Origin of the sequence: Streptomyces sp. NBC_01497 (genome assembly GCF_036250695.1) — a bacterium.
Classification (GTDB): Bacteria; Actinomycetota; Actinomycetes; order Streptomycetales; family Streptomycetaceae; genus Streptomyces.
In genome coordinates, this window is sequence record NZ_CP109427.1 from 4,671,029 (window position 1) to 4,689,841 (window position 18,813).

General features: G+C 73.7%; 13 protein-coding genes (1 of these 13 running past the window's edge). 8 read left to right on the plus strand and 5 right to left on the minus strand.

The features are described 5' to 3' along the window. The 3 genes from OG310_RS19770 to OG310_RS19780 form a co-directional block, all read left to right on the plus strand. Positions 1-4,770, plus strand: partial view of a glycosyltransferase gene (locus OG310_RS19770; protein ID WP_329457208.1) — the final stretch only. 24,351 nt of this gene lie to the left of the window's left edge; only the last 4,770 of its 29,121 coding nucleotides appear in the window; its start codon lies beyond the left edge, outside the window; it ends in the stop codon at positions 4,768-4,770. Positions 4,771-4,866: 96 nt separating this feature from the next. Beyond that, complete coding sequence (locus OG310_RS19775; RefSeq protein WP_329457209.1) at positions 4,867-5,451, plus strand: NUDIX hydrolase; 585 nt, start codon at positions 4,867-4,869, stop codon at positions 5,449-5,451. After that, positions 5,448-6,041 carry an NUDIX domain-containing protein gene (locus tag OG310_RS19780; RefSeq protein WP_329457210.1) on the plus strand — a complete coding sequence of 198 codons (594 nt, stop codon included), beginning with the start codon at positions 5,448-5,450 and terminating at the stop codon, positions 6,039-6,041. Before OG310_RS19775 ends, OG310_RS19780 begins: the two co-directional genes overlap by 4 nt. 149 nt (positions 6,042-6,190) lie before the next feature. On the opposite strand, the gene OG310_RS19785 is transcribed toward OG310_RS19780, so the two are convergent. Both OG310_RS19785 and OG310_RS19790 read right to left on the minus strand, forming a co-directional pair. Then, the gene (locus OG310_RS19785) at positions 6,191-6,838 is read right to left on the minus strand and encodes a histidine phosphatase family protein (RefSeq protein WP_329457211.1); all 648 of its coding nucleotides are present in this window, start codon (positions 6,836-6,838) and stop codon (positions 6,191-6,193) included. Positions 6,839-6,996: 158 nt separating this feature from the next. Continuing rightward, a complete protein-coding gene (locus OG310_RS19790) occupies positions 6,997-8,484 on the minus strand; it encodes an FGGY-family carbohydrate kinase (protein ID WP_443078697.1) in 1,488 nt (495 codons plus the stop codon). A gap of 461 nt (positions 8,485-8,945) precedes the next feature. On the opposite strand from OG310_RS19790, the gene OG310_RS19795 reads away from it, so the two are divergent. The 3 genes from OG310_RS19795 to OG310_RS19805 all read left to right on the plus strand — a co-directional run bounded on the left by OG310_RS19795 (position 8,946) and on the right by OG310_RS19805 (position 12,007). Continuing rightward, positions 8,946-9,125, plus strand: a complete 180-nt coding sequence (locus tag OG310_RS19795) for a hypothetical protein (RefSeq protein WP_329457212.1) — start codon at positions 8,946-8,948, stop codon at positions 9,123-9,125. 299 nt (positions 9,126-9,424) lie between these two features. Further along, the gene (locus OG310_RS19800; RefSeq protein WP_329457213.1) at positions 9,425-10,450 is read left to right on the plus strand and encodes a 2-hydroxyacid dehydrogenase; all 1,026 of its coding nucleotides are present in this window, start codon (positions 9,425-9,427) and stop codon (positions 10,448-10,450) included. A 93-nt stretch (positions 10,451-10,543) separates the two neighbouring features. Beyond that, positions 10,544-12,007 carry an FGGY-family carbohydrate kinase gene (locus OG310_RS19805; protein WP_329457214.1) on the plus strand — a complete coding sequence of 488 codons (1,464 nt, stop codon included), beginning with the start codon at positions 10,544-10,546 and terminating at the stop codon, positions 12,005-12,007. Positions 12,008-12,297: 290 nt separating this feature from the next. On the opposite strand, the gene OG310_RS19810 is transcribed toward OG310_RS19805, so the two are convergent. Beyond that, positions 12,298-13,278 carry an NADPH:quinone reductase gene (locus OG310_RS19810; protein ID WP_329457215.1) on the minus strand — a complete coding sequence of 327 codons (981 nt, stop codon included), beginning with the start codon at positions 13,276-13,278 and terminating at the stop codon, positions 12,298-12,300. Between the two features lie 370 nt (positions 13,279-13,648). Between OG310_RS19810 and OG310_RS19815 the strand changes: the two genes are divergently transcribed. Further along, a complete protein-coding gene (locus OG310_RS19815) occupies positions 13,649-15,256 on the plus strand; it encodes an amino acid permease (RefSeq protein ID WP_443078868.1) in 1,608 nt (535 codons plus the stop codon). Between the two features lie 405 nt (positions 15,257-15,661). On the opposite strand, the gene OG310_RS19820 is transcribed toward OG310_RS19815, so the two are convergent. Then, on the minus strand, positions 15,662-16,471 hold the full coding sequence (locus tag OG310_RS19820) for a class II aldolase/adducin family protein (RefSeq protein ID WP_329457217.1): 810 nt from the start codon (positions 16,469-16,471) through the stop codon (positions 15,662-15,664). Between the two features lie 311 nt (positions 16,472-16,782). On the opposite strand from OG310_RS19820, the gene OG310_RS19825 reads away from it, so the two are divergent. Then, complete coding sequence (locus OG310_RS19825) at positions 16,783-17,586, plus strand: IclR family transcriptional regulator (RefSeq protein WP_329457218.1); 804 nt, start codon at positions 16,783-16,785, stop codon at positions 17,584-17,586. Positions 17,587-17,753: 167 nt separating this feature from the next. Here OG310_RS19825 and ligD read toward each other — a convergent pair whose 3' ends face one another. Further along, a complete protein-coding gene (gene ligD / locus OG310_RS19830) occupies positions 17,754-18,776 on the minus strand; it encodes a non-homologous end-joining DNA ligase (RefSeq protein WP_329457219.1) in 1,023 nt (340 codons plus the stop codon). Positions 18,777-18,813 lie beyond the last annotated feature (37 nt).

Genomic DNA, 18,813 nt, shown 5'->3' on the forward strand with positions numbered 1-18,813 from the left:
GGGAGGACGACCGTCCCCGACCCGGACACGACGGTCACGACGACCACCCACCACGGCACCGACGACACGACGGCGGGCGGCACCGGCACACGTGCCGTCACGGACACCGGCACGCCTGCGCTCACGCACACCCCCCACACTGACGCAGGCACCGACACCGACGCAGGCACCGACGGCACGCACGGCACGCAGACCCGCACCAGCACCGCGACCGGCCACGATCCGCTCGAAGCCCCGCTGCTGACCGCCCTGTCGGGGGACGCGAACCTCTGGAACCCGCGGGACGTGACTCAGGACGTCATCGACCAGTGGCGCGCCACCGCCCACCCCGACGGCACACGACGGCCGTTCACCGTCCCGGACGTCGGCTTCCACGTCCGCCAGGTGGTGGGGCTCACCGGGCTCCGGCAGGCCGGGGACCTGGCGGTCGCCAAGGCCTACGGCACCTCGATCGGCGCGGGCCGGCGCGGTGGCGCGCACCTCACAGGTGACGGCCTGAAGAACGCCGTCGCCAAGGCCCGCACGTCGGGGCTGACCCGCCCGGGCACGGCGTCCTCGCTCGCCCTGCACGACGGCACGACGGCCGAGTCGCTGGCCGCCTTCTTCGCGGACACGACCGAGGACGACGGCTACCAGGTGGCCGGCCTGTCCGAGGACACGTTCGCGGGCGGCGCGGAGGGCTCGTACCGGCTCTACTCGCGGCCCGACCTGACGGGGGCGAAGCTGCTGGCGGTGGCGCCCGACGCGAGTATGGAAAGCGCGGAGCGCTCCACGGAGGGCAGGGACACCTCGGTCATGCGCAGCGGCGCACAGCAGCCGATCCTCGGCGGCGGTCCTGTGCTGGCGAGCGGTGATCCGGGGCGGGCGCAGCCCGGCGTCCAGGGCGCCGACGCCACCGCCACGGAGGGCGACAGCAGGCGGCAGGGCAGCGCGGAGGCCGGACAGGTCACGCTGAAGCCGACGGCGGGGAAGGCGTTCCTCTTCGCGATCCCGACGCGCTGGCTCGGCGTCGCGGACGTGCACCGCACGTTCAAGGACAGCGCGGTGGGCTCGTGGATGTCACGGAACCTCGGCCCGTTCGGACCGGTGAAGCCCGGCTCGCAGGCGGTCGAGACGGACACGCACGTCCTCGCGTGGGTGCGCGAGGACGTCGCGCGGGATCTCGGTCTGATCGACGACGGGAACTTCCCGAAGGACGTGGCCGACGCCTGGGGATCGGTGAAGAAGGCGGGCGACGCGTGGGTCGCCGCCGACAACGCGTACTGGAAGACCCGGCGTTCCCTGCCCGGGCTGCGGGAGCTGCACCAGCAGGCGAGGAGCGACCTGCGGGCGGCGAAGCGGGCGCTCACCGACGCGCTCGCGGCGGCGGCCCCGCGGAACGAAGACGTCCATGGGCCGGACCACGACACCGTCGACCCGGCCGCACGGGAAGCGGCGGACGCGGCCGCACGGGAGGCGGAGACGGCCGCACGCGAGTCCGCTGAAGTGGCGGTGCGGGAGGCGCGGGAGGCCCTGCGCGAGGCGCGGTCCCAGGTGCACCTGGCCGCGCGGGCGGCGCACCGTGCCTTCGACGGGCTCAGGACGGGCGAGGCCGCGGCGAAGAAGGCCGCCGCCGAGTTCCACCGGGTGCGGTCGGGCGCGGACCGCCTCACGCGGTGGCACCGGCTGCCGTCCGAGGAGCGCGCCGGGGTGGAGGAGCCCACAGCGGTCAGCTATCAGCCCGCGCCGAAGCCCGCGAGCGCCACGGCGGCGGGCGCCGCGCGCTACGCCGTCGAGCCCGGCGGCACCGACCACCCGCCCCTGCTCACCTCGCCCGGCGGGACCCGCACCTACGCGGTGCACGACGTACCGCGCGACGGCGACGGCTTCTTCCGTTCCTTCGCGGCGGGACTGGACCACATCGACCCGGCGCGGCTGGCCGAACTCGTGCCCGTCGGCGACCCGAAGGAGACGAACGAGGCGCTGCGCCACCTCCTCGCGGACCACCTCGCCGACCCGGACAACGCGGACCTGACGGCGTTCACGGCGCCCGACACGCACGACACGTTCACCCCGGACGAGGCGGCACACGCGGGGATCCGCTTCCGTGAGGACTCGCCGCAGCAGCGCGAGTTCGACGCCACCCACCGCATGCCGCTGCACGAGGTGCTGTCCCCGGACGAGCGCGTGGGACTGGCCGAGGCCCAACTGCGCAGGCCCGCAACGGTGGACGGCGACGAGCCGGGCGACAGCGGATGGGACCACGGCGCGGCCGACCTCCTGCCCCCGCTCGCGGCCCGGGTGTTCGGCGTGAAGGTGACGGTCGTACGGGAAGGCGGCACGTTCGAGGAGTTCGTACCGCCCGGCACGGCGGGCGAGGGCCTGCCGCACGTCGTCCTGCACCTGTCCGACCGGCACTACCGCGTGGCTCTGCCGACGGCGCCCCGAGAGCCCGAGCACGCCGAGCCGACCCGCGACACGGTGCACCAGGAGTCGCCCGAGCCGCTGGAGGAGACCTCGCACGGCGCACCGGTCCGTGACACCGACGAGGACGCCTCCACCGACGCGGTGAGCGACGGGAACCAGGGGGAGTCCGGCTCCGCCGTCGAACTCCCGCCGGGGGCGAAGCGGATCCTCGTGGTCTCCGACGTGAGCGGCCTCGGCCTGGGCGGCGTCCCGGTGTTCAACATGGAGCTGGTGCGGGGCCTTTCAGCGGAGCACCACGTGACCCTGCTGACGTCCGACCCGAAGCCGTACGACGCGGCGGCGAAGGCCCGCCAGCACGGCAACGCGGTCATCGTGAACCGGCCCGTCGCCGGTGTCGAGGCGCGCGACGCCTTCGACCGGCTCGTCCAGGCCCCGGCGCAGCAGCACGGGCTGCCGGCGGACCCCGACGCGTTCGACCTGGTCATCGGGCACTCGCGGTTCTCGGGTCCGGGCGCGCTCGCCATCCAGAAGGCCTGGTACCCGCAGGCCAGGCTGGTGCACTTCCTGCACACCAGCCCGGTCCGCCTCGACCGCATCAAGGGGCAGCCGGCAAAGGGCGGCCAGAAGAGCCGGTCGGAACGCGAGGTCATGCGCGAGGCCGACCTCGTCGTCGGCGTGGGCCCGCTGCTGACCCGGGAGGCAGAGCGGCTGTCGCAGCAGGTTCTTCGGGTGTCGGCACTGCACGAGTTCGTCCCCGGGACCGACATCGGCCCCGTGGTCGAGAAGGACCCCTCCCGCTCCGACGAGATCCGCCTCCTGCTGCCCGGCCGGGCGACGGACGAGATCAAGGGTGTGGAAGGCGCGATCAAGGCCGTGGGCGCGGTGCGGGAACGGGGCTTGAACGTACGCCTCACGATCCGCGGCGGCCCCCTGCCCACGGACGATGACTACGCGTACTGGCAGGGCCAGGCCCGCGATCATGGGCGCGGGGGAGTGGAGATCCTCCCGTTCACCACCAGCGCCGACGACCTGGCCGAGGACCGGGAGCAGGCCGACGCGCTGATCATGCCGTCGCTGCACGAGGGGTTCGGACTCGTCGCCACCGAGGCGGCGGGCCGGGCCATCCCGCTGCTGGTCAACGGCGAGAGCGGCGCGGGAGAGTTCCTCCACCGCTTCGGCGACGTCGGCTCGCCCGCCGTCGTCGCGGCGCCGCACGAGGTCGGCGACCCGACGTCGCCCGACACGAGGACCCGGGCCTGGGCCGACGCGATCACGCAGCTGGCAGGGGACCTGCCGCAGCGGCGTGCCCACGCGCTCCGCCTGCGCGACGAACTCGCCGCCTACTCCTGGCAGGACTCCGGCCGCTCCCTGGTCGAGGCCGCGATGCGCACCGCACCCGACATCCGGGCCGAGGCGTGGGAGCGGCGTGGACACGGCGAGGTCACTCGCCAGGGACCGGGCGGGACCATCGAGGTCAAGGGCGTACGGGGGGACTGGGAGCCCGCTCCCCGATGGGACGGATCGACGCCACGGCCGCTCGTCGCCGAGGACGACGGCGCACCGTCCGGGCCGCTCGACGTGAACCCGGCGCTCGACGTCGCGGATCCGGCGCGTCACGACGTGAACCCGCTGCGGGACGCGGGGAATCCGGCAGAGGAACGTACGGACCCGGCCCGGGACGCGGGGAATCCGGCAGAGGAACGTACGGCCCCGGCCCGGGAGCGTACGGCCCCGGCGCAGGACGGGCCCGTCCGGCAGAGCGCGGCCCGGGGCCATCAGGGCACCGGCACCGGTGGCGGGGCGGCCCTGCGCCGCTCGCCCAGCGCGCCCGCCGGGCTCGCGGGACCCGACGCCTGGACGCAGCGGCTCACCAGCCGGGCGACCGAGTTCCCCCAGGGTTCCACCCAGGTGCCGCAGACCGTGCGCGCCGAGATCGGCCGGCTGTCCGGCACTCTCGCCAGGACCGCACTCACCATGCGGGGCAAGGGACATCCGCACCTTCCCACCGTCACGGTGACCGGCTACGACACCGGCGCGCTCGCGGGCCAGCCGCACTTCGGGGAGGCGCTGCGGATCGGCAAGGAGCGCGCGGACAACGTGGTCGCCGCCTTCCGTGACGCGCTCGGCGCCCATCTGGACCGCCTCCAGGGCGACGGCCCTTCCACGGACGCCGAGGCGCTGACGGCGGACGACTTCATCCTCGACGCGCGGTCCGGCGGCCTCGACACGCCACCGGGGGAGACCGGCCCCTGGCACGGCACGGTCATCACCGTCGATGTGCGGCGCCCGGACCGGCCGTTGGACCCGCCGCCCAACGGTGCGGAGCGATCACACCAGGACGCGGGCCGGGAAGTGGTGCATTAACGGCCGAAAGTGGGCGTACCGAGGGTCGGGGTGGCGGTGTTGCGCAGGGTGCGTGACCCGCCCACCCGCCCCAGCCCACCCCAGAGGAGCGACGCCATGCAGCTTTCTTCCGGTGACGCCGACTTCCGCCCCGGCGCCGACGCCGACGCCGAACTCGCGGCCTACCTGGCCCGCCACTCGTCCCCCGCCGCCTGCGCGGACGCCCTGATCCGGGACGCCGAGGGCCGGGTCCTGCTCGTCGACCCGACCTACAAGGACGGCTGGGACCTGCCCGGCGGGATGCTGGAGGACGAGGAGCCCGAGGCCGGGATGGTGCGCGAGGTGCGCGAAGAACTCGGCCTGGATGTACGGGCGGGGCGGCTGCTCGTCGTCGACACCATCCCGGCCGCCGTGTACGGACGGACGATCCTCGCGTTCGTCTACGCGACCGAACCGGCGCGCGAGCCCGACGGCGGGTTCGCGCTGCAGGACGAGGAGATCGGGGAGGCGCGGTTCGTCACCGAGCGGGAGGCACTGGGCCTGGTGCCCGCGGAGCTCGCCCGCCGCCTCGCCGGCGCGTTCGCGGCGGACCGCGCCGGCACGACCGTGGCCCTGCGCCACGGCCACCCGGCACCGCCCCCGGCGCGCGTCCCGGGCGCCCCGGCCGCCATGCCGGTCCCCACTCGCGAGGGCAGGGCATGACGCAGGTCCCGGACGGGCCGGGCGCCGCTGATTCGTCCGGCCACGGCGCGTCGTCCGTCCCCGCCGCGGGCCGACCCGACGTGTTGTCCGTCGTCGCCGCGTCTGTCCCCCACACGTCGTCGGTCGTTGCCGCGGCCTCCGTTGCCGAGGAGTCCGCGGCGCCCGGCGCCGAAACGGGGGCCATCGCCCACACGGGCACGGCCGCGCTGATCGTCAACGACGCGGGGCACTACCTCCTCCACCTCCGCGACCACATCCCCGGCATCTGCGACCCCGGCGCCTGGTCGCTCATCGGCGGCGGCCGGGAGGGCGAGGAGACGGCGAAGGAGACGGTCGACCGTGAGATCCACGAGGAGATCGGCCTGGTGCTGCCCGGCCTCAGGCCCCTCGGACTGATCCGCCTCACCGACGGCGGGGGAGCCGTGGCAGGGCGGATCCAGCTCTTCCTGGGCCGCTGGAACGGCGACGCGCACGCCCTGCCGCTCACCGAGGGCGTGATGTGTCACTGGTTCCCCGCGTCCCTGACGGGACGGCTGCGCCTCAGCCCCATCGCGGTCGAGGCGTTCCGTCTCCACCGGCGGGGCGCGTGAGCGGACCGTCCGGCCGCTTCCCCGAGCGGGCCGTCCGCGCGCCCGCTTGAGCGGTCGCTCGGGTCACGGTCCGGGCCGCTGGCGCGCGGGCTGCCCGAACTGACGGCCGGAGTACCTGTCCCCGTGGCCGTCACGTGCCGGACGACCCGTCAGTTCGAGGTCGAGGTCGGCACGTTGTACGACATGAGTGCCGCCCGGCGCTCGGCCGGGCGCATCCGCAGTTCCGTGACGGCGCCGTTGCGCAGGCCCGGCAGGACACGGCGGTACTCGTCCAGCGGGATGCCGAGGAGGTGGCACAGCACGAGCCGGTAGAGGGTGTTGTGCGCGACCACCAGCACCCGGCCGCCCCCCTCAGCCGCGTCCTCGCGGCTTCGCGCGAAGCGCTCCGCGATACGCCACAGGGCGGCCGCCGCCCGGGCGGCGGCGGTCACCGGGTCGTCGCCGCCCGGTAGTGGGCAGGTGGCCGGACGGCTCAGGAACTCCTCAACGGCTTGCGGGTGTTCGGCCGCCACCTCGGTGAGTGTGCGGCCCTCGGCGATCCCGAAGTCGACCTCGCGGAGCCCGTCCTCCACGGTCTGAGGCAAACCCGTCGCGAGCTGGGCGGGCGCGGCCGTGCGGCGGGCCCGGGAGAGCGGAGAGGTGACGATCGCGTCCAGCCGTGCCGTCGCCGCCCAGCGGCCGAGCGCCCCGGCCTGCTCGTCGCCGAGCGGGGTGAGGGCGATGTCGCTGCTGCCGGTGTAGCGGTTCTCCGCGTGCCAGACCGTCTCGCCGTGCCGGACCAGGAACAGCGTGGCCACCGGGGAGAGCTCAGCGCCTGGGCCCGTCCCCGGGCCCGTATGCCGGGACGGGGTTGTCGCAGGATGCGGATCCCGGGCCGCGTCCGGGTCCCGTGCCCGGTTCGGGTTCGGGTTCTGGCGTGGCGGGTCGTCGCGTGGGGTCATGTCGTTCGTCGCCCTCATCCTTTGTCCCGCGCGTACCGTGCCGTCTCCGAGGGCAGCCAGCCACGCCGCTCCAACGCGTCCACCAGCTCCCCGAATCCCTCGTCGAAGCGTTCCTTCACCGCGGCCCTCGGCGCGAACTCCGCCGCGATCCGCACCATGCCGCGTACGTCGTTACGGGCCGTACCCGCACCGCGTGCCGCGAGGACCGCCATCCCGAGTGCGGAGTCCGCCTGTTCGGGCACGGCCGCGGGCCTGCCGAGCACATCGCAGCGGAGCTGGTTCCAGTAGGCGCTGCGCGTCGCGCCCCCGGTGAAGACGATCGGGCCCTCGACGTCCGCGCCGAGCAGGCGTACGTAGGCCAGGCAGAGCCGCTCGGCGAGCGCGACCCCCTGAAGAAGGGACGCGTAGCGGTCGGCGTCGTCGGCCGGAGTGCCCAGGGTGAAGGCTTCGGCGTCCGGGGCGAGGAAGGGGAACCGTTCGCCCCGCGAGACCAGCGGATAGCTGAGCGCGCCGGCGGGTTCGTGGGCCGCCGCCGCGCGGTCGAGAGCGGCCAGGTCCGCGCCGGGGAAGGCCGCCGACAGCACGCCCGCGCCGACGCTCGACGCGCCGCCCGGCAGCCATGTCCCGTCGGGGGACAGGTGGTTGTAGAGGACGCCGGACGGGTCGTGCAGCGGGTCGGCGGTGACTCCCTTGAGGACGAGGGTCGTGCCGAGCACCGTGTTCCAGCGGCCCACCTCCCAGGCCCCGGAGCCGAGTTGGGCCGCACAGCCGTCCGTCATGCCGGCGATCACCGGCGTGCCCTCCGCGAGGCCCGTCGCCTCGGCACCCGCGGACCCGACCGTGCCGAGCGCCGTGCCCGGCAGCACGACGTCGGGAAACGTCAGGCGCTCACTGAGGCCGAGGCGGTCCAGGACCTCCGTCGGCCAGGCGCGGCGGCGCGTGTCGTAGCCGGTCTTCAGCGCGTGGCTGGAGTCGGTCGCCACCGGCCGGCCCACCAGCCGGGACGTGATGACGTCCGCCTGATGGCTCACCCGGGGCCGGGGCCCCACGGGGGCCGTCGCGCCGTCACCGGTCAGCCACAGCAGCTTCGCGAGAGCCCAGCTCGGCTGGATGCGCTGGCCGAGTTCGCGCCAGAGCTCCTCACCGGCCTCCTGCGCGCGGCGTGCCTCCCCGGCCGCCCGCCCGTCGTCGTACATCAGCGCGGGCGAGACGGGTTCGCCCTCGTCGTCCGTCAGCAGCACGGTCCCCGACGTGCTGCACACGGCGACCGCGGCGACGGGTACCCGCAGGTCCCGCACGGCGCCCCGGACGGCGGCGCCGGTCGCGGACCACCAGTCGGCCGGGAGCTGCTCGTGCCGCGCGCCGTCCCGCGTGCCGGTCAGGGGTGCCGAGCCGTGGCCCCGTACGTGGCCGCCGGTCGTGACGGCGAGCGCGCGCACGCTCTGCGTGCCCAGGTCGATGCCCAGCCAGACGGTGTCGTCGTCCGCTTCCACGGCTGCCACCGCTCCACCTCTTCATGTCGTCGCGTTCACGTCGTCCTATGCCGTCACATCGTCAGACACGCGGGAGACCCGGTCACTTCAGCGCGGCATCACCCTAGATCAAGGTGACTTCCCCGGCGCCGGATGTGCGTCGGGACGGGAGTCAGGAGTCGCCCCCATGGCGCAGCGGGCAGTGGGCAGTGGGCAGCGGATCGCGGGCAGGACCGGGACGCCGACGGGGTCCCGGTCCGGGGCGGGGATCGTCGCTCCGACCAGGGTGCTGACCGGGGCCCGGAGCCGGGGGCCATCGGTGGGAACGGTGGCCCCGGCCGGCGGCGCCGCGCACTCGCCGAAGCAGGTGCTGAGCGAAGACCCCGTGCCCGCCCCGCGCCGGTGGCCCGGTTCGGCGTGAGCCTCATGACGGCCTGCCGCGACATCGACGCACTGGGCGCGAGAGCATCCCGGGCACGAAGCGCGGCGGGGTGATCGCGCGGCTTTCGGGAGTCTTCGAGGGGAATGCCGCGTGGCGCGGGAAGGTCATGCGGGCCGAGAAGGCCGTCCTCGATGCCGATGCCGATGCCGATGCCGATGCCGATGCCGATGCCGATGCCGGGGACGGGGACGGGGGCGGGGGCGGGACCGGAGACGGGGGCTGGGGCTGATCGGCGGGCGCAGGCGCTTCGCGCGGTCCGCCTGTCGTGCGGCGCCCGTCAGGACCGGATTCCGGCGGTCCGCCGCGCGCCGGGGGTGCCTCACGCCCCGGGGAATCCGTACCGTCTGATACGTCGTCCGAGTCCGCCGTACCGCCCGCGTCGCACGTGTCCCCCGCACCGTCTCGTCCGCAAGCCGCCTCCGCCGCACTTCCCGCCGCCTCCCGACCACCTCCGCCTCCTCGGCCACCCCAGCTCCCCGACCACCTCAGCCTCCCCGCACCCACGCATCCTCAAGGAGCCCCCTTCCGATGAAGATCCTGGCCGCCGGTGACCACTTCGTAGCCCCTGACCTCTTCGCGCGGGAGCTGACCGCCGCGCTCGGCGACGGCCACGGGCACACGGTCACGCCGCTGACGCTCCCCTGGCCCCTGACGCCCTTCGGGCCGGTGTCCGAGGTGGACGAGGCGTCGGGCGACGAGGACACCATGATCGAGGCACTCGCGGGCGCCGAGATCTGCCTGACCCAGATGGGGCCGGTCACCGCCAAGGTCCTTGAGGGCGCGCCCGACCTGCGACTCGTCGTCGTCGGGCGCGGTGGGCCCGTCAACGTCAACCTTCAGGCGGCAAAGGAGCGCGGCGTGCGGGTCTGCAACACGCCCGGCCGCAACGCCGCCGCGACCGCCGAGTACACCGTGGCGATGATGCTGGCCGCGATGCGCCGTATCCCGGAGACGTCGGCCGCGCTCGCCTCCGGCCGATGGGCGGGGGAGTTCTACACGTACGAGAACTGCGGGCCCGGCCTCGACGGTGCGACGGTCGGGCTCGTCGGGTGCGGCGCCGTCGGCAGCCGCGTCGCGCGGGCGCTGGCCGCCTTCGGGGCGCGGGTCCTGGTGTACGACCCGTACGCGGAGGCCTCCGTACTGCGCGCGTCGGGCGCGACGCCCGTCGCGGACCTCACCGAACTCCTGCGGTCGAGTGACGTCGTGTCGCTGCACGCCCGCCTCACCGCCGAGACACGGGGGCTGCTCGGGGCGCGCGAGCTGGCGCTGCTGCCGGACGGCGCGGTCGTCGTGAACTGCGCGCGTGGCGCCCTGCTGGACGAGGACGCCCTGTGCGACGGGCTGGAGTCCGGGCGGCTCGCGGGTGCGGCGCTCGACGTGTTCGCCGTCGAACCGCCGCCTGCCGACAGCCGGTTGCGCAAGGCTCCGCGCCTGGTGATGACCCCGCACCTCGCGGGCGCCAACACGGCCGTCGCGCACAACGCGGCCCGGATCGCCGCCGCCGAGGCCGGCCGGTACCTGCGCGGCGAGCCGTTGGCCCACCGCGTCGTCTGAGAACAGACAATCTGCCCCTCAGGGGCCGGCCCTCGGGGGGTCGGCCCCGGGAAGGGCTCCCCGCAGGGCTGAGAGGAGTACACGGTGTGCGCGGTGTTCGTCGGGCTTGACATGGGAACGTCGGTGGCCAAAGCGGTGGCCTTCGCCGAGGACGGTACGGCGCTGCGCGTCGAGTCGGTGCCGGTGTCGCTGGGCGGCAGCGGCGAGCGGGTGGAGCAGGACGTCGAGGAGGTCGTGCGGGCCGCGGTCCGGGTCGTCGACGCGGTCGCCGACGGGAGTCCGCCCGCGCTCGTCGCGATGACCGGGCAGGGCGACGGGCTCTGGCTGGTCGACGCGGCCGGGAGGCCCGTACGGCCCGCGCTGTCCTGGATGGACGGCCGGGCGGGCGCTCTCGTCGCCGACTGGATGGAGGACGGCACGGCGCTGCGCCTGTTCCGGCACACCGGCAACGTGCTCTTCCCCGGCTCCCCGGGCGCCCTGCTCGCCTGGCTCGACCGCAACGAGCCCGAGACCCTGGACGCCGCCGCGACAGCCGCCTGCTGCAAGGACATCCTGCATCTGCGGCTGACCGGCGAACGGTCCACGGACCTGTCGGACGCCTCCGTGCCCTTCCTCGACCCGACGGCCCGCGCCTACTCGCCGCAGGTCCTCGAAGCGCTCGGCATCGAGCACCGGGGCGACCTGCTGCCGCCTATCTGCTCGCCGCTGCCGTTCGGCAGGGCCCTCGGCGGCCGGAACGGCACGGGGCTGCCGGCCGGAACGCCCGTCAGCTCCGGCCCGTACGACCTGCCGGCCTGCGCCCTCGGGGCGGGCATCACCGAACCGGGCGACGGCCTTCTCATCATCGGTACGACGCTGGCCTGCGAGGTCGTCGCCGAACACGTCGTGCGCGACGGCGACCCGGTCGGCTTCCACCTGGCGACGGACCGCGCCGACCGGCAACTGCGGGCGCTGCCCGCGATGACGGGCACCGTGGCACTCGACTGGGTCCTCGGCGTCACGGGCAGCACGCACGAGCAGTTGTCGGGAATGCTGGACGAGACGCCGCGCGGCGCCCGGGGCGTGGCGGCGCTGCCGTACCTCTCGCCGTCCGGTGAACGCGTGCCGTTCGTGGACCCGCGTGCCCGCGCCGAGTTCACCGGCCTCGACCTGCGGGCCTCGCGTGCCGAACTGGTCCGGGGCATGTGCGAGGCCATCGCGTTCGCGGCCCGGCACTGCCTCGAAGCGGCGGGCCTCACCGGCGAGTTGGGGGTGTGCGGCGGCGGAGCGCGCAGCCTGCCCTGGCTGCAGGTGTTCGCCGACGTGCTGGGCCGGCCGCTCAAGGTGGCCAGGGGCCCCGAACCGGGCGCTCGTGGCGCCGTCCTGGCCGCGCTCGACGCGCGGGGCGGGGACCTGGGCCTCGCCGTGGACACGAGGGAGTGGACCAAGCCGGACCTGGTGGTCGACCCGGACCCGGAAGGCGTCGCGTTCTACGAGGAGGCGTACGCGGACTACCTGTACCGGGTGGAGGCGGCCCGGGCCCGCTGGCACGGAGGGCCGGGACGCACGGCGCGCTGATCACTGCCCCTTGCCCCGCTGCCCGCTGCCCGACCGCCCCACCGTCTTTCTGCGTCCCTGCGTCCCTGCGTCCCTGCGTCCCTGCGTCCCTGCGTCCCTGCGTCCCTGCGTCCGCGCACGGCTGCATGGCTGCATGACTGCAGGGGTCAGGGGTCAGGGGTCAGGGTCAGGGGTCACGGACCCGGGCGGAGGGCGCGGGGTGGCGTCCTGCCTGCCCCCGGCCCGTCCGTGCCCCCGGCCCCTGCGTCCCCCCGTCCCCCGGTGTTCCGCCGGCTGCCGTCCGGCCCGGCTCAGCCCGCCGTCGTCGGGTCGATCACGACCTTGCCCACGGCACCGGCCTCGACGGCCTCGTGCGCGGCGACCACGTCCGCGAGCGGGTGGCGGTGCACGGGCAGGGCGGTCAACGCGCCCGCCTCGACAGCGGCGTTGACGCCCGTGACCGCCTCGGCGAGCTCGTGCGCCGGGACCCCGTACAGAAGGACGAAGCGCAACGTGACGTTCGCGGTCATCAGGGCCCGCACCGGCAGGGAGACCTCGCCCGCCGCCGCGTACGTGGAGATGACGGTGTTCGGACCGCTCACGGCGAGGTCCAGTCCGAGGTTGGCACCCAGGTTCACCTCGACGACGCGGTCCACGGTGCCGCGCGCCAGCTCCCTGACGGCGTCGATCGCGCCCGGATCCCGGTAGTTCACGACATGGTCGGCACCCGCGCGCGCGGCCTGCTCGGCCTTCTCGGGGCCGCTGACCGTGCTGATGACCTTGGCGCCCGCGTGCTTGGCCAGTTCGATCGCGAAGTGGCCCACGGCGCCGGCGCCGCCCGCGACGAGGACCGTACGGCCGTTGATCCGGCCGTCCGCGAAGAGGCAGCGGTACGCGGTGAGCGCCGGTACGCCGAGGCAGGCACCCAGCTCGTCGCCGGCGCCCCCCGGCAGTGGTGCGGCACGCTCGGCGGGCACCACGCAGTACTCGGCGGCGCTGCCGTATCGGTTGCCGTAGGCCGCGAACCAGAGCCACACCCGCTGTCCGACCCGTGCCGGGTCCACACCCGGCCCGACGGCGTCAATGACACCGACGCCGTCCTGGTGCGGAATCTGGAAGCCGTCAATGGGTGCGGCCGTAAGACCCGCACGGGTTTTCACGTCCGTCGGGTTGACCGCGGAGAGGGTGATCCTGACCCGTACCTGCCCTGGTCCGGGCTCGGGGCGGTCAACCTCCGTGACCTTGAGGACATCACGAGCGGATCCGTTGCGTTCGTACAGTGCTGCTTTCACTTCGTCGTTCCTTCTGCCGCGGGACGGGCGATGGCACCGGCCCCCGGCCGGCGGCTCGATCGTACGGTGATCATGCGAAAGGGACACGTGGGACCGCTTTACACCGCGCACCGCGCGCATCGGCCGGGCAGCATGCGGGAACGTGTGAGGGTCGAAGGTCAGGCACGCCGAATGCCTTCGCATCTGTGACTTATCTCCCACATGGATCATCGATTGTGGGAAATCGAGCCGCGCCGTGCTGGCCTAGGGTGGCCCAGTTCCCCCACGAACGAAGCGAGAACACATCGTGAGCAGCGAAGAAACTGTCCGGGACGCCGAGCCCCCCACGGGCGGCGGCCAGGACAGCGCGGGAGCGGCGGGCCCCGGCGCGATGAGCGGCACGGGCCACGGGGCCGCTCCCGACGCCGGTCCCGCGCCGGGCCCGGGCTCCGGCCCCCTCGCCGGCCCGCACACCGGGCCGGGCGGCGGCTCCGACCCGGGCGCCGGGGGGCCGGACGCGGGCGACGAGGGCTACAGCAAGGACCTCAAGTCCCGCCACATCAACATGATCGCGATCGGTGGCGCCATCGGCACCGGTCTCTTCCTGGGAGCGGGTGGCCGCCTCGTCTCGGCCGGTCCCGCACTGGCGCTCGCGTACGCGGTCTGCGGACTGTTCGCGTTCTTCGTGGTGCGGGCACTGGGCGAACTGGTGCTGCACCGGCCGTCGTCCGGCTCCTTCGTCTCGTACGCACGCGAGTTCCTGGGCGAGAAGGGCGCGTACACGGCCGGCTGGATGTACTTCCTGAACTGGTCGACCACCGGCATCGCCGACATCACGGCGGTCGCTCTGTACGTCCATTACTGGGGCATGTTCACGTCCGTGCCGCAGTGGCTGCTCGCGCTGATCGCGCTCGCCGTCGTGCTGTCGATCAACCTCATCTCGGTGAAGATCTTCGGCGAGATGGAGTTCTGGTTCGCGATCATCAAGGTCTCCGCGCTGGTCGTCTTCCTGGCCATCGGCGTGTTCCTGCTGGTCACGCAACACCCCGTGGGCGGAAGGACACCCGGCTTCGACATCATCAGCAGCCACGGCGGGATCTTCCCCGCGGGCCTGCTGCCGGTCGTCGTCGTGCTCCAGGGCGTCGTCTTCGCGTACTCGGCGGTCGAGCTGATCGGCGTCACGGCGGGAGAGACGGCCGAACCGCAGAAGATCGTGCCGCGTGCCGTGAACTCGATCATGTGGCGCGTCATGATCTTCTACGTGGGCTCGGTGGTGCTGCTGGCGCTGCTCGTGCCGTACACCGGCTTCTCGGACGGGCAGAGCCCGTTCGTCACGGTGCTGTCCAAGATCGGCGTACCGGCGGCCGGCGGTGTGATGAACCTCGTCGTCCTCACCGCCGCGATGTCCAGCCTGAACTCGGGCCTCTACTCCACCGGCCGCATCCTGCGCTCCATGGCCATGGCGGGCTCCGCGCCCCGCTTCACCGGCCGGATGAACCGCCACCAGGTGCCCTACGGCGGCATCCTGCTCACCGCGTCCGTCTGCATCCTCGGCGTGGTCCTGAACTACGTGGTGCCCGGCGAGGCGTTCGAGATCGTCCTGAACATCGCGTCGCTCGGCGTGCTGACGGCGTGGGGCATGATCATGATCTGCCACCTGGTCTTCGTCCGCCGGGCCAAGCAGGGCCTCGTCGAGCGCCCCTCCTACCGCCTGCCGGGATCCCCGGTGGTGGAGATCGTGACGCTGGCGTTCCTTGCGGGCGTGATGGTGCTGATGTGGTTCGACAAGCCCGTGGGCCGCAACACGATCCTCATCATCCCCGTCATCGCGCTGGCGCTGGTGGCGGGCTGGTTCAAGGTACGGGGCCGGGTCCGCGAGAAGGCGGTCCCGGGCCAGAACCCCGGCCCGGACGGTCAGGGCGACGGCGGCCCGGGTGGCGTCGGCGACCAGGACGGCCGTGGCGGCGCGGCCGGCCCGGGGAAGGCCCCGGTGGGCTGAACGCCCGTTCGGCGCGGCCTTGCCCGCGCCTCGCCGTGCGCCCGCCCGGGGGGGCTGCCGGGCGCGCGGCGGCCCGGCCGCGTTCGCCGTGGGCTGCTCCGGCGCGCCGGAGACGGCCCGGAGGTTCGCGGGCCGACCCTCCGGGGTGAGGGGCTCAGGGGTCGCGGGCCTCGGAACCTCAGGTCCTCCGGTCCTTGAAACCTGGGGGCCGCGAGGTCCCGAGGCGGTAGGAGCGGGATCGTGGGGGCGAGTATCAGCCGCGCGGCCTGCGCGACCCCTTGTGCAGCCGCTGTGTTCAGCCGGTGCCGGTGCCGGTGCCGGTACGGGGTACCGGTACGCGGTGCCGGTGCCGGTGCCGGTACGGGGTACCGGTACGCGGTACCGGCGCGAGCCCGGTGCCGGGTCTCAGATCCTGCCCAGCCCCGCATGGTGCATCTTGGCCACGTTCGTGCGCCACACCAGATCGTCGTTGAACCCGCCGCCCAGGTCAGGCAGTTCCGCGATGTCCTCCTCGGGCAGTACGGGCGGGACGCCGTGCGCGTTCGCCGCCAGGGTGATCTTCGCGAGCGCGTCGAGGTTCAACGCCCTGACGACCGCCTCCTGAACCGTCGCGCCCGTCGCCACGATGCCGTGACCACGCAGCACGCACGCCGGCCGGTCGCCCAACGCGGTGGCCACTTCCCTCCCCAGTTCGGGGCGGGTGATGAGTACGCCGCGCGGATAGACCGGGATGCCGCCCAGCGCCATCCGCATCGCCGGGATGTTGTACGCGCCGACGATCGGGCGCAGTGCGAGTCCGCCCAGGTCCGCCGCGACGACGGACGGCGGATGCACGTGCACGACCGCCCGCACGTCCGGGCGCGCCTTCAACACCTCCTGGTGGATGGGTAGTTCGTTGGGCGCCTTGGTCCCCTCGGGGAGTCCGGACGCCGGCCCGTCCAGGGGGACGCGGTGTACGTCGGCCCGCTCCGTGAACAGCAGTCCACGCTCGCGCGGCCCCCGGCACCGGATGTGCAGGGTGTCCGGCGCGTCGGCGTCGCGCAGGCTGATGTGGCCGAGGATGTCCTCCGCCAGGCCCTGGAACGCCAGGATGCGGCAGCCCAAGGCAATCACCCCCGCGGGGTCGGTCGCCGGTGCGCGGTCCGCGACGGCGTCCGTGTCCGCACTCGTATGCGTCCCTGCGTCCGTGTCCGTACCGATGTCGGGAAAGCTCATGGCAGTGCCAACTCTTCTGCTGTGAAGAAACTACTTCTTTCAATGGAGAACCGTGCCACCGGCCCTTCTCGGCGGTCAAGGACACCTCCCGCCCACGCCACGACCTCTCGGCCGGACGCTACGATCGCCGGATGGCGGCGGCACGGGTGACATCGGGCGAACCGAACAGCATCGGGCCCCCGGGACCCGGGGCCCACGGACCGGCCGGATCCCGACCCGACGGGCAGGCAGGGACACCCGGACTCAGGTGCCGCGACGGGTTCGCCGGCGCGGGGTCCGACGGACACACCGGATTTGAGGACTGAGCCGGCATGGAGAACAGAGCCGGATCCGACGGCCCCGCCTACCCCATCACCTCCGTCGACAACGCCTTGCGGCTGCTCCTGATGTTCCGCGACCACAAGCGGCTCAGGCTCTCCGAGGTCGCGCAGGCGCTCGGCGTCGCGGACTCCACCGCACACCGCCTTCTGGCGATGCTCATCCACCACGACTTCGTACGACGCGACGACACACTGCGCGTGTACGTCACCGGGCCCGCACTGCTGGAGATCGGGCTCGCCGCCGTACGCACCCTTGACATCCGTAACCTGGCGGGCCCCGTTCTCGCCGAACTGGCGCGACAGGTCGACGAGACGGTGCACCTCGCCCAGCTCGAAGGCGGCCGCATCCGTTATCTCGCGGGGGCGGAGAGCGGCCGAGCGCTGCGCGTCGCCGACCGGACCGGGCAGCTCATGGCGGCGCCCCGGACCGCTACCGGCAAGGCACTGCTGGCCGAACTCACCGCCGGGCAACTCGACGAACTCTTCCCCACCCTCCCCGCGTCGCCTCCCGGACCTGCCACGACGGCGGACGGACTCACGGCGCCCGAGCGCCAGGAACTCGACGAGGAGCTCGCCCGCGTGCGAGAACGCGGCTACGCCACCAACTACCGCGAGGCCGAGGAGATCGTGTCCGTCGCGACCGTGGTGAGGGACCGCCGCGACATCGCGATCGCGGCGATCAACGCCTCCGCCCCCGCCGGCCGCATGGACCGCAGACGGCAGACGCTCGTCGTACGGCAGTTGCACGCGGCGGCCGTCCAACTGGAGCGGCTGCTGAGTACGGCGGTCGGCTGACCCCCGCGCCGGCCTTTGACGAGCCTGGTTCCTCGGCGCTGATGGAGGCAGGTTTCCCAAGTGCCGACGGAGCCGGGTTTCCCCTCGCCGACGAAACCGGGTCCCCCGCCCCAGGGGAGCGGGCTTTCCGCGCCCCGACGGAGCCGGGTTCCGCGGGCCCCGGGTGATCAGGTTCCCGAGCCCGGAACCCTCTCGCGCACCACCTCGCCGGGCTCCTTGTCCTCACGCAGTCCCAGAAATCGCGGGTGCCGCAGCATGCCCTCCCTGGTCCACTCCGTGAAACCGACCTGCGCGACAAGCTCGGGCCGCGCCCAGTGCGCCGCATGCTCCCGTATGTGGTCGGCGAACGGAGCTCTGGCGGTGGCCAGTCCGTCCAGCCGGTCGCGGATGTCGCGCAGCGTCGCCCGGTCGTACCCGGTGCCGACTTTGCCCGCGTAACGCAGTCGTGAGCCCTCGTAGTAGCCCAGGAGCAGCGCACCGAATCCGGTGCGGGAGCCCGCCGGCTCGGTGAAGCCACCCACCACGAACTCCTGCCCTCGCGCGCATTTCAGCTTCAGCCAGTCGCCCGACCTGCGTGGCTGGTAGCCGCCCGCGGCACGCTTGGCTATCAGGCCCTCCCAGCCGTGCTCGCAGGCGCGCTCCAGCAGTTCCTGACCGCCCTCGTTGCGGTGCGGCGTGAACCGCAGAGGCGCGTGGTAGCTGAGGGCGCGCCGCAAAAGTGACTTCCTGGCACGCAGAGGCAGGCGGGTCACGTCGGCGCCCTCCAGCCTGAGGATGTCGAAGACGTAGTACGTCACGGCGACGCGGCTCGCACGTGAGCGGCGCTCGTCGGTGATTCCCAGGCGCCGTTGGAGGCGGGCGAAATCCGTCCGGCCGTGCGAGAACGCCACGACCTCGCCGTCCAGGACGAAATCCGCCGCCTCCTGTGCCGCCAACGCATCGGCGATCTCCGGGTAGGTCGCGTTCTGCCGCAGACCGCCCCGTGACAGGAGCCTGACACCGTGCTCGTCACGCACGGCCAGCATCCGGACCCCGTCGAGCTTGCGCTCGAAGATCCAGCCACCGGCGTCGAAATCCCTGCGGTCGCTGAGGGTGGCCAGCATCGGCTGCGCGGCCAGCTCGCCACCCGTCGGTGCGTCGGACAGAAGCCGCTGTTCGTCGGGTGAGAGGGAGGACAGGAGCCGGTTCATGGGGCACCACCTCGCGTTGCCCTGCCTGCGTGCGCCG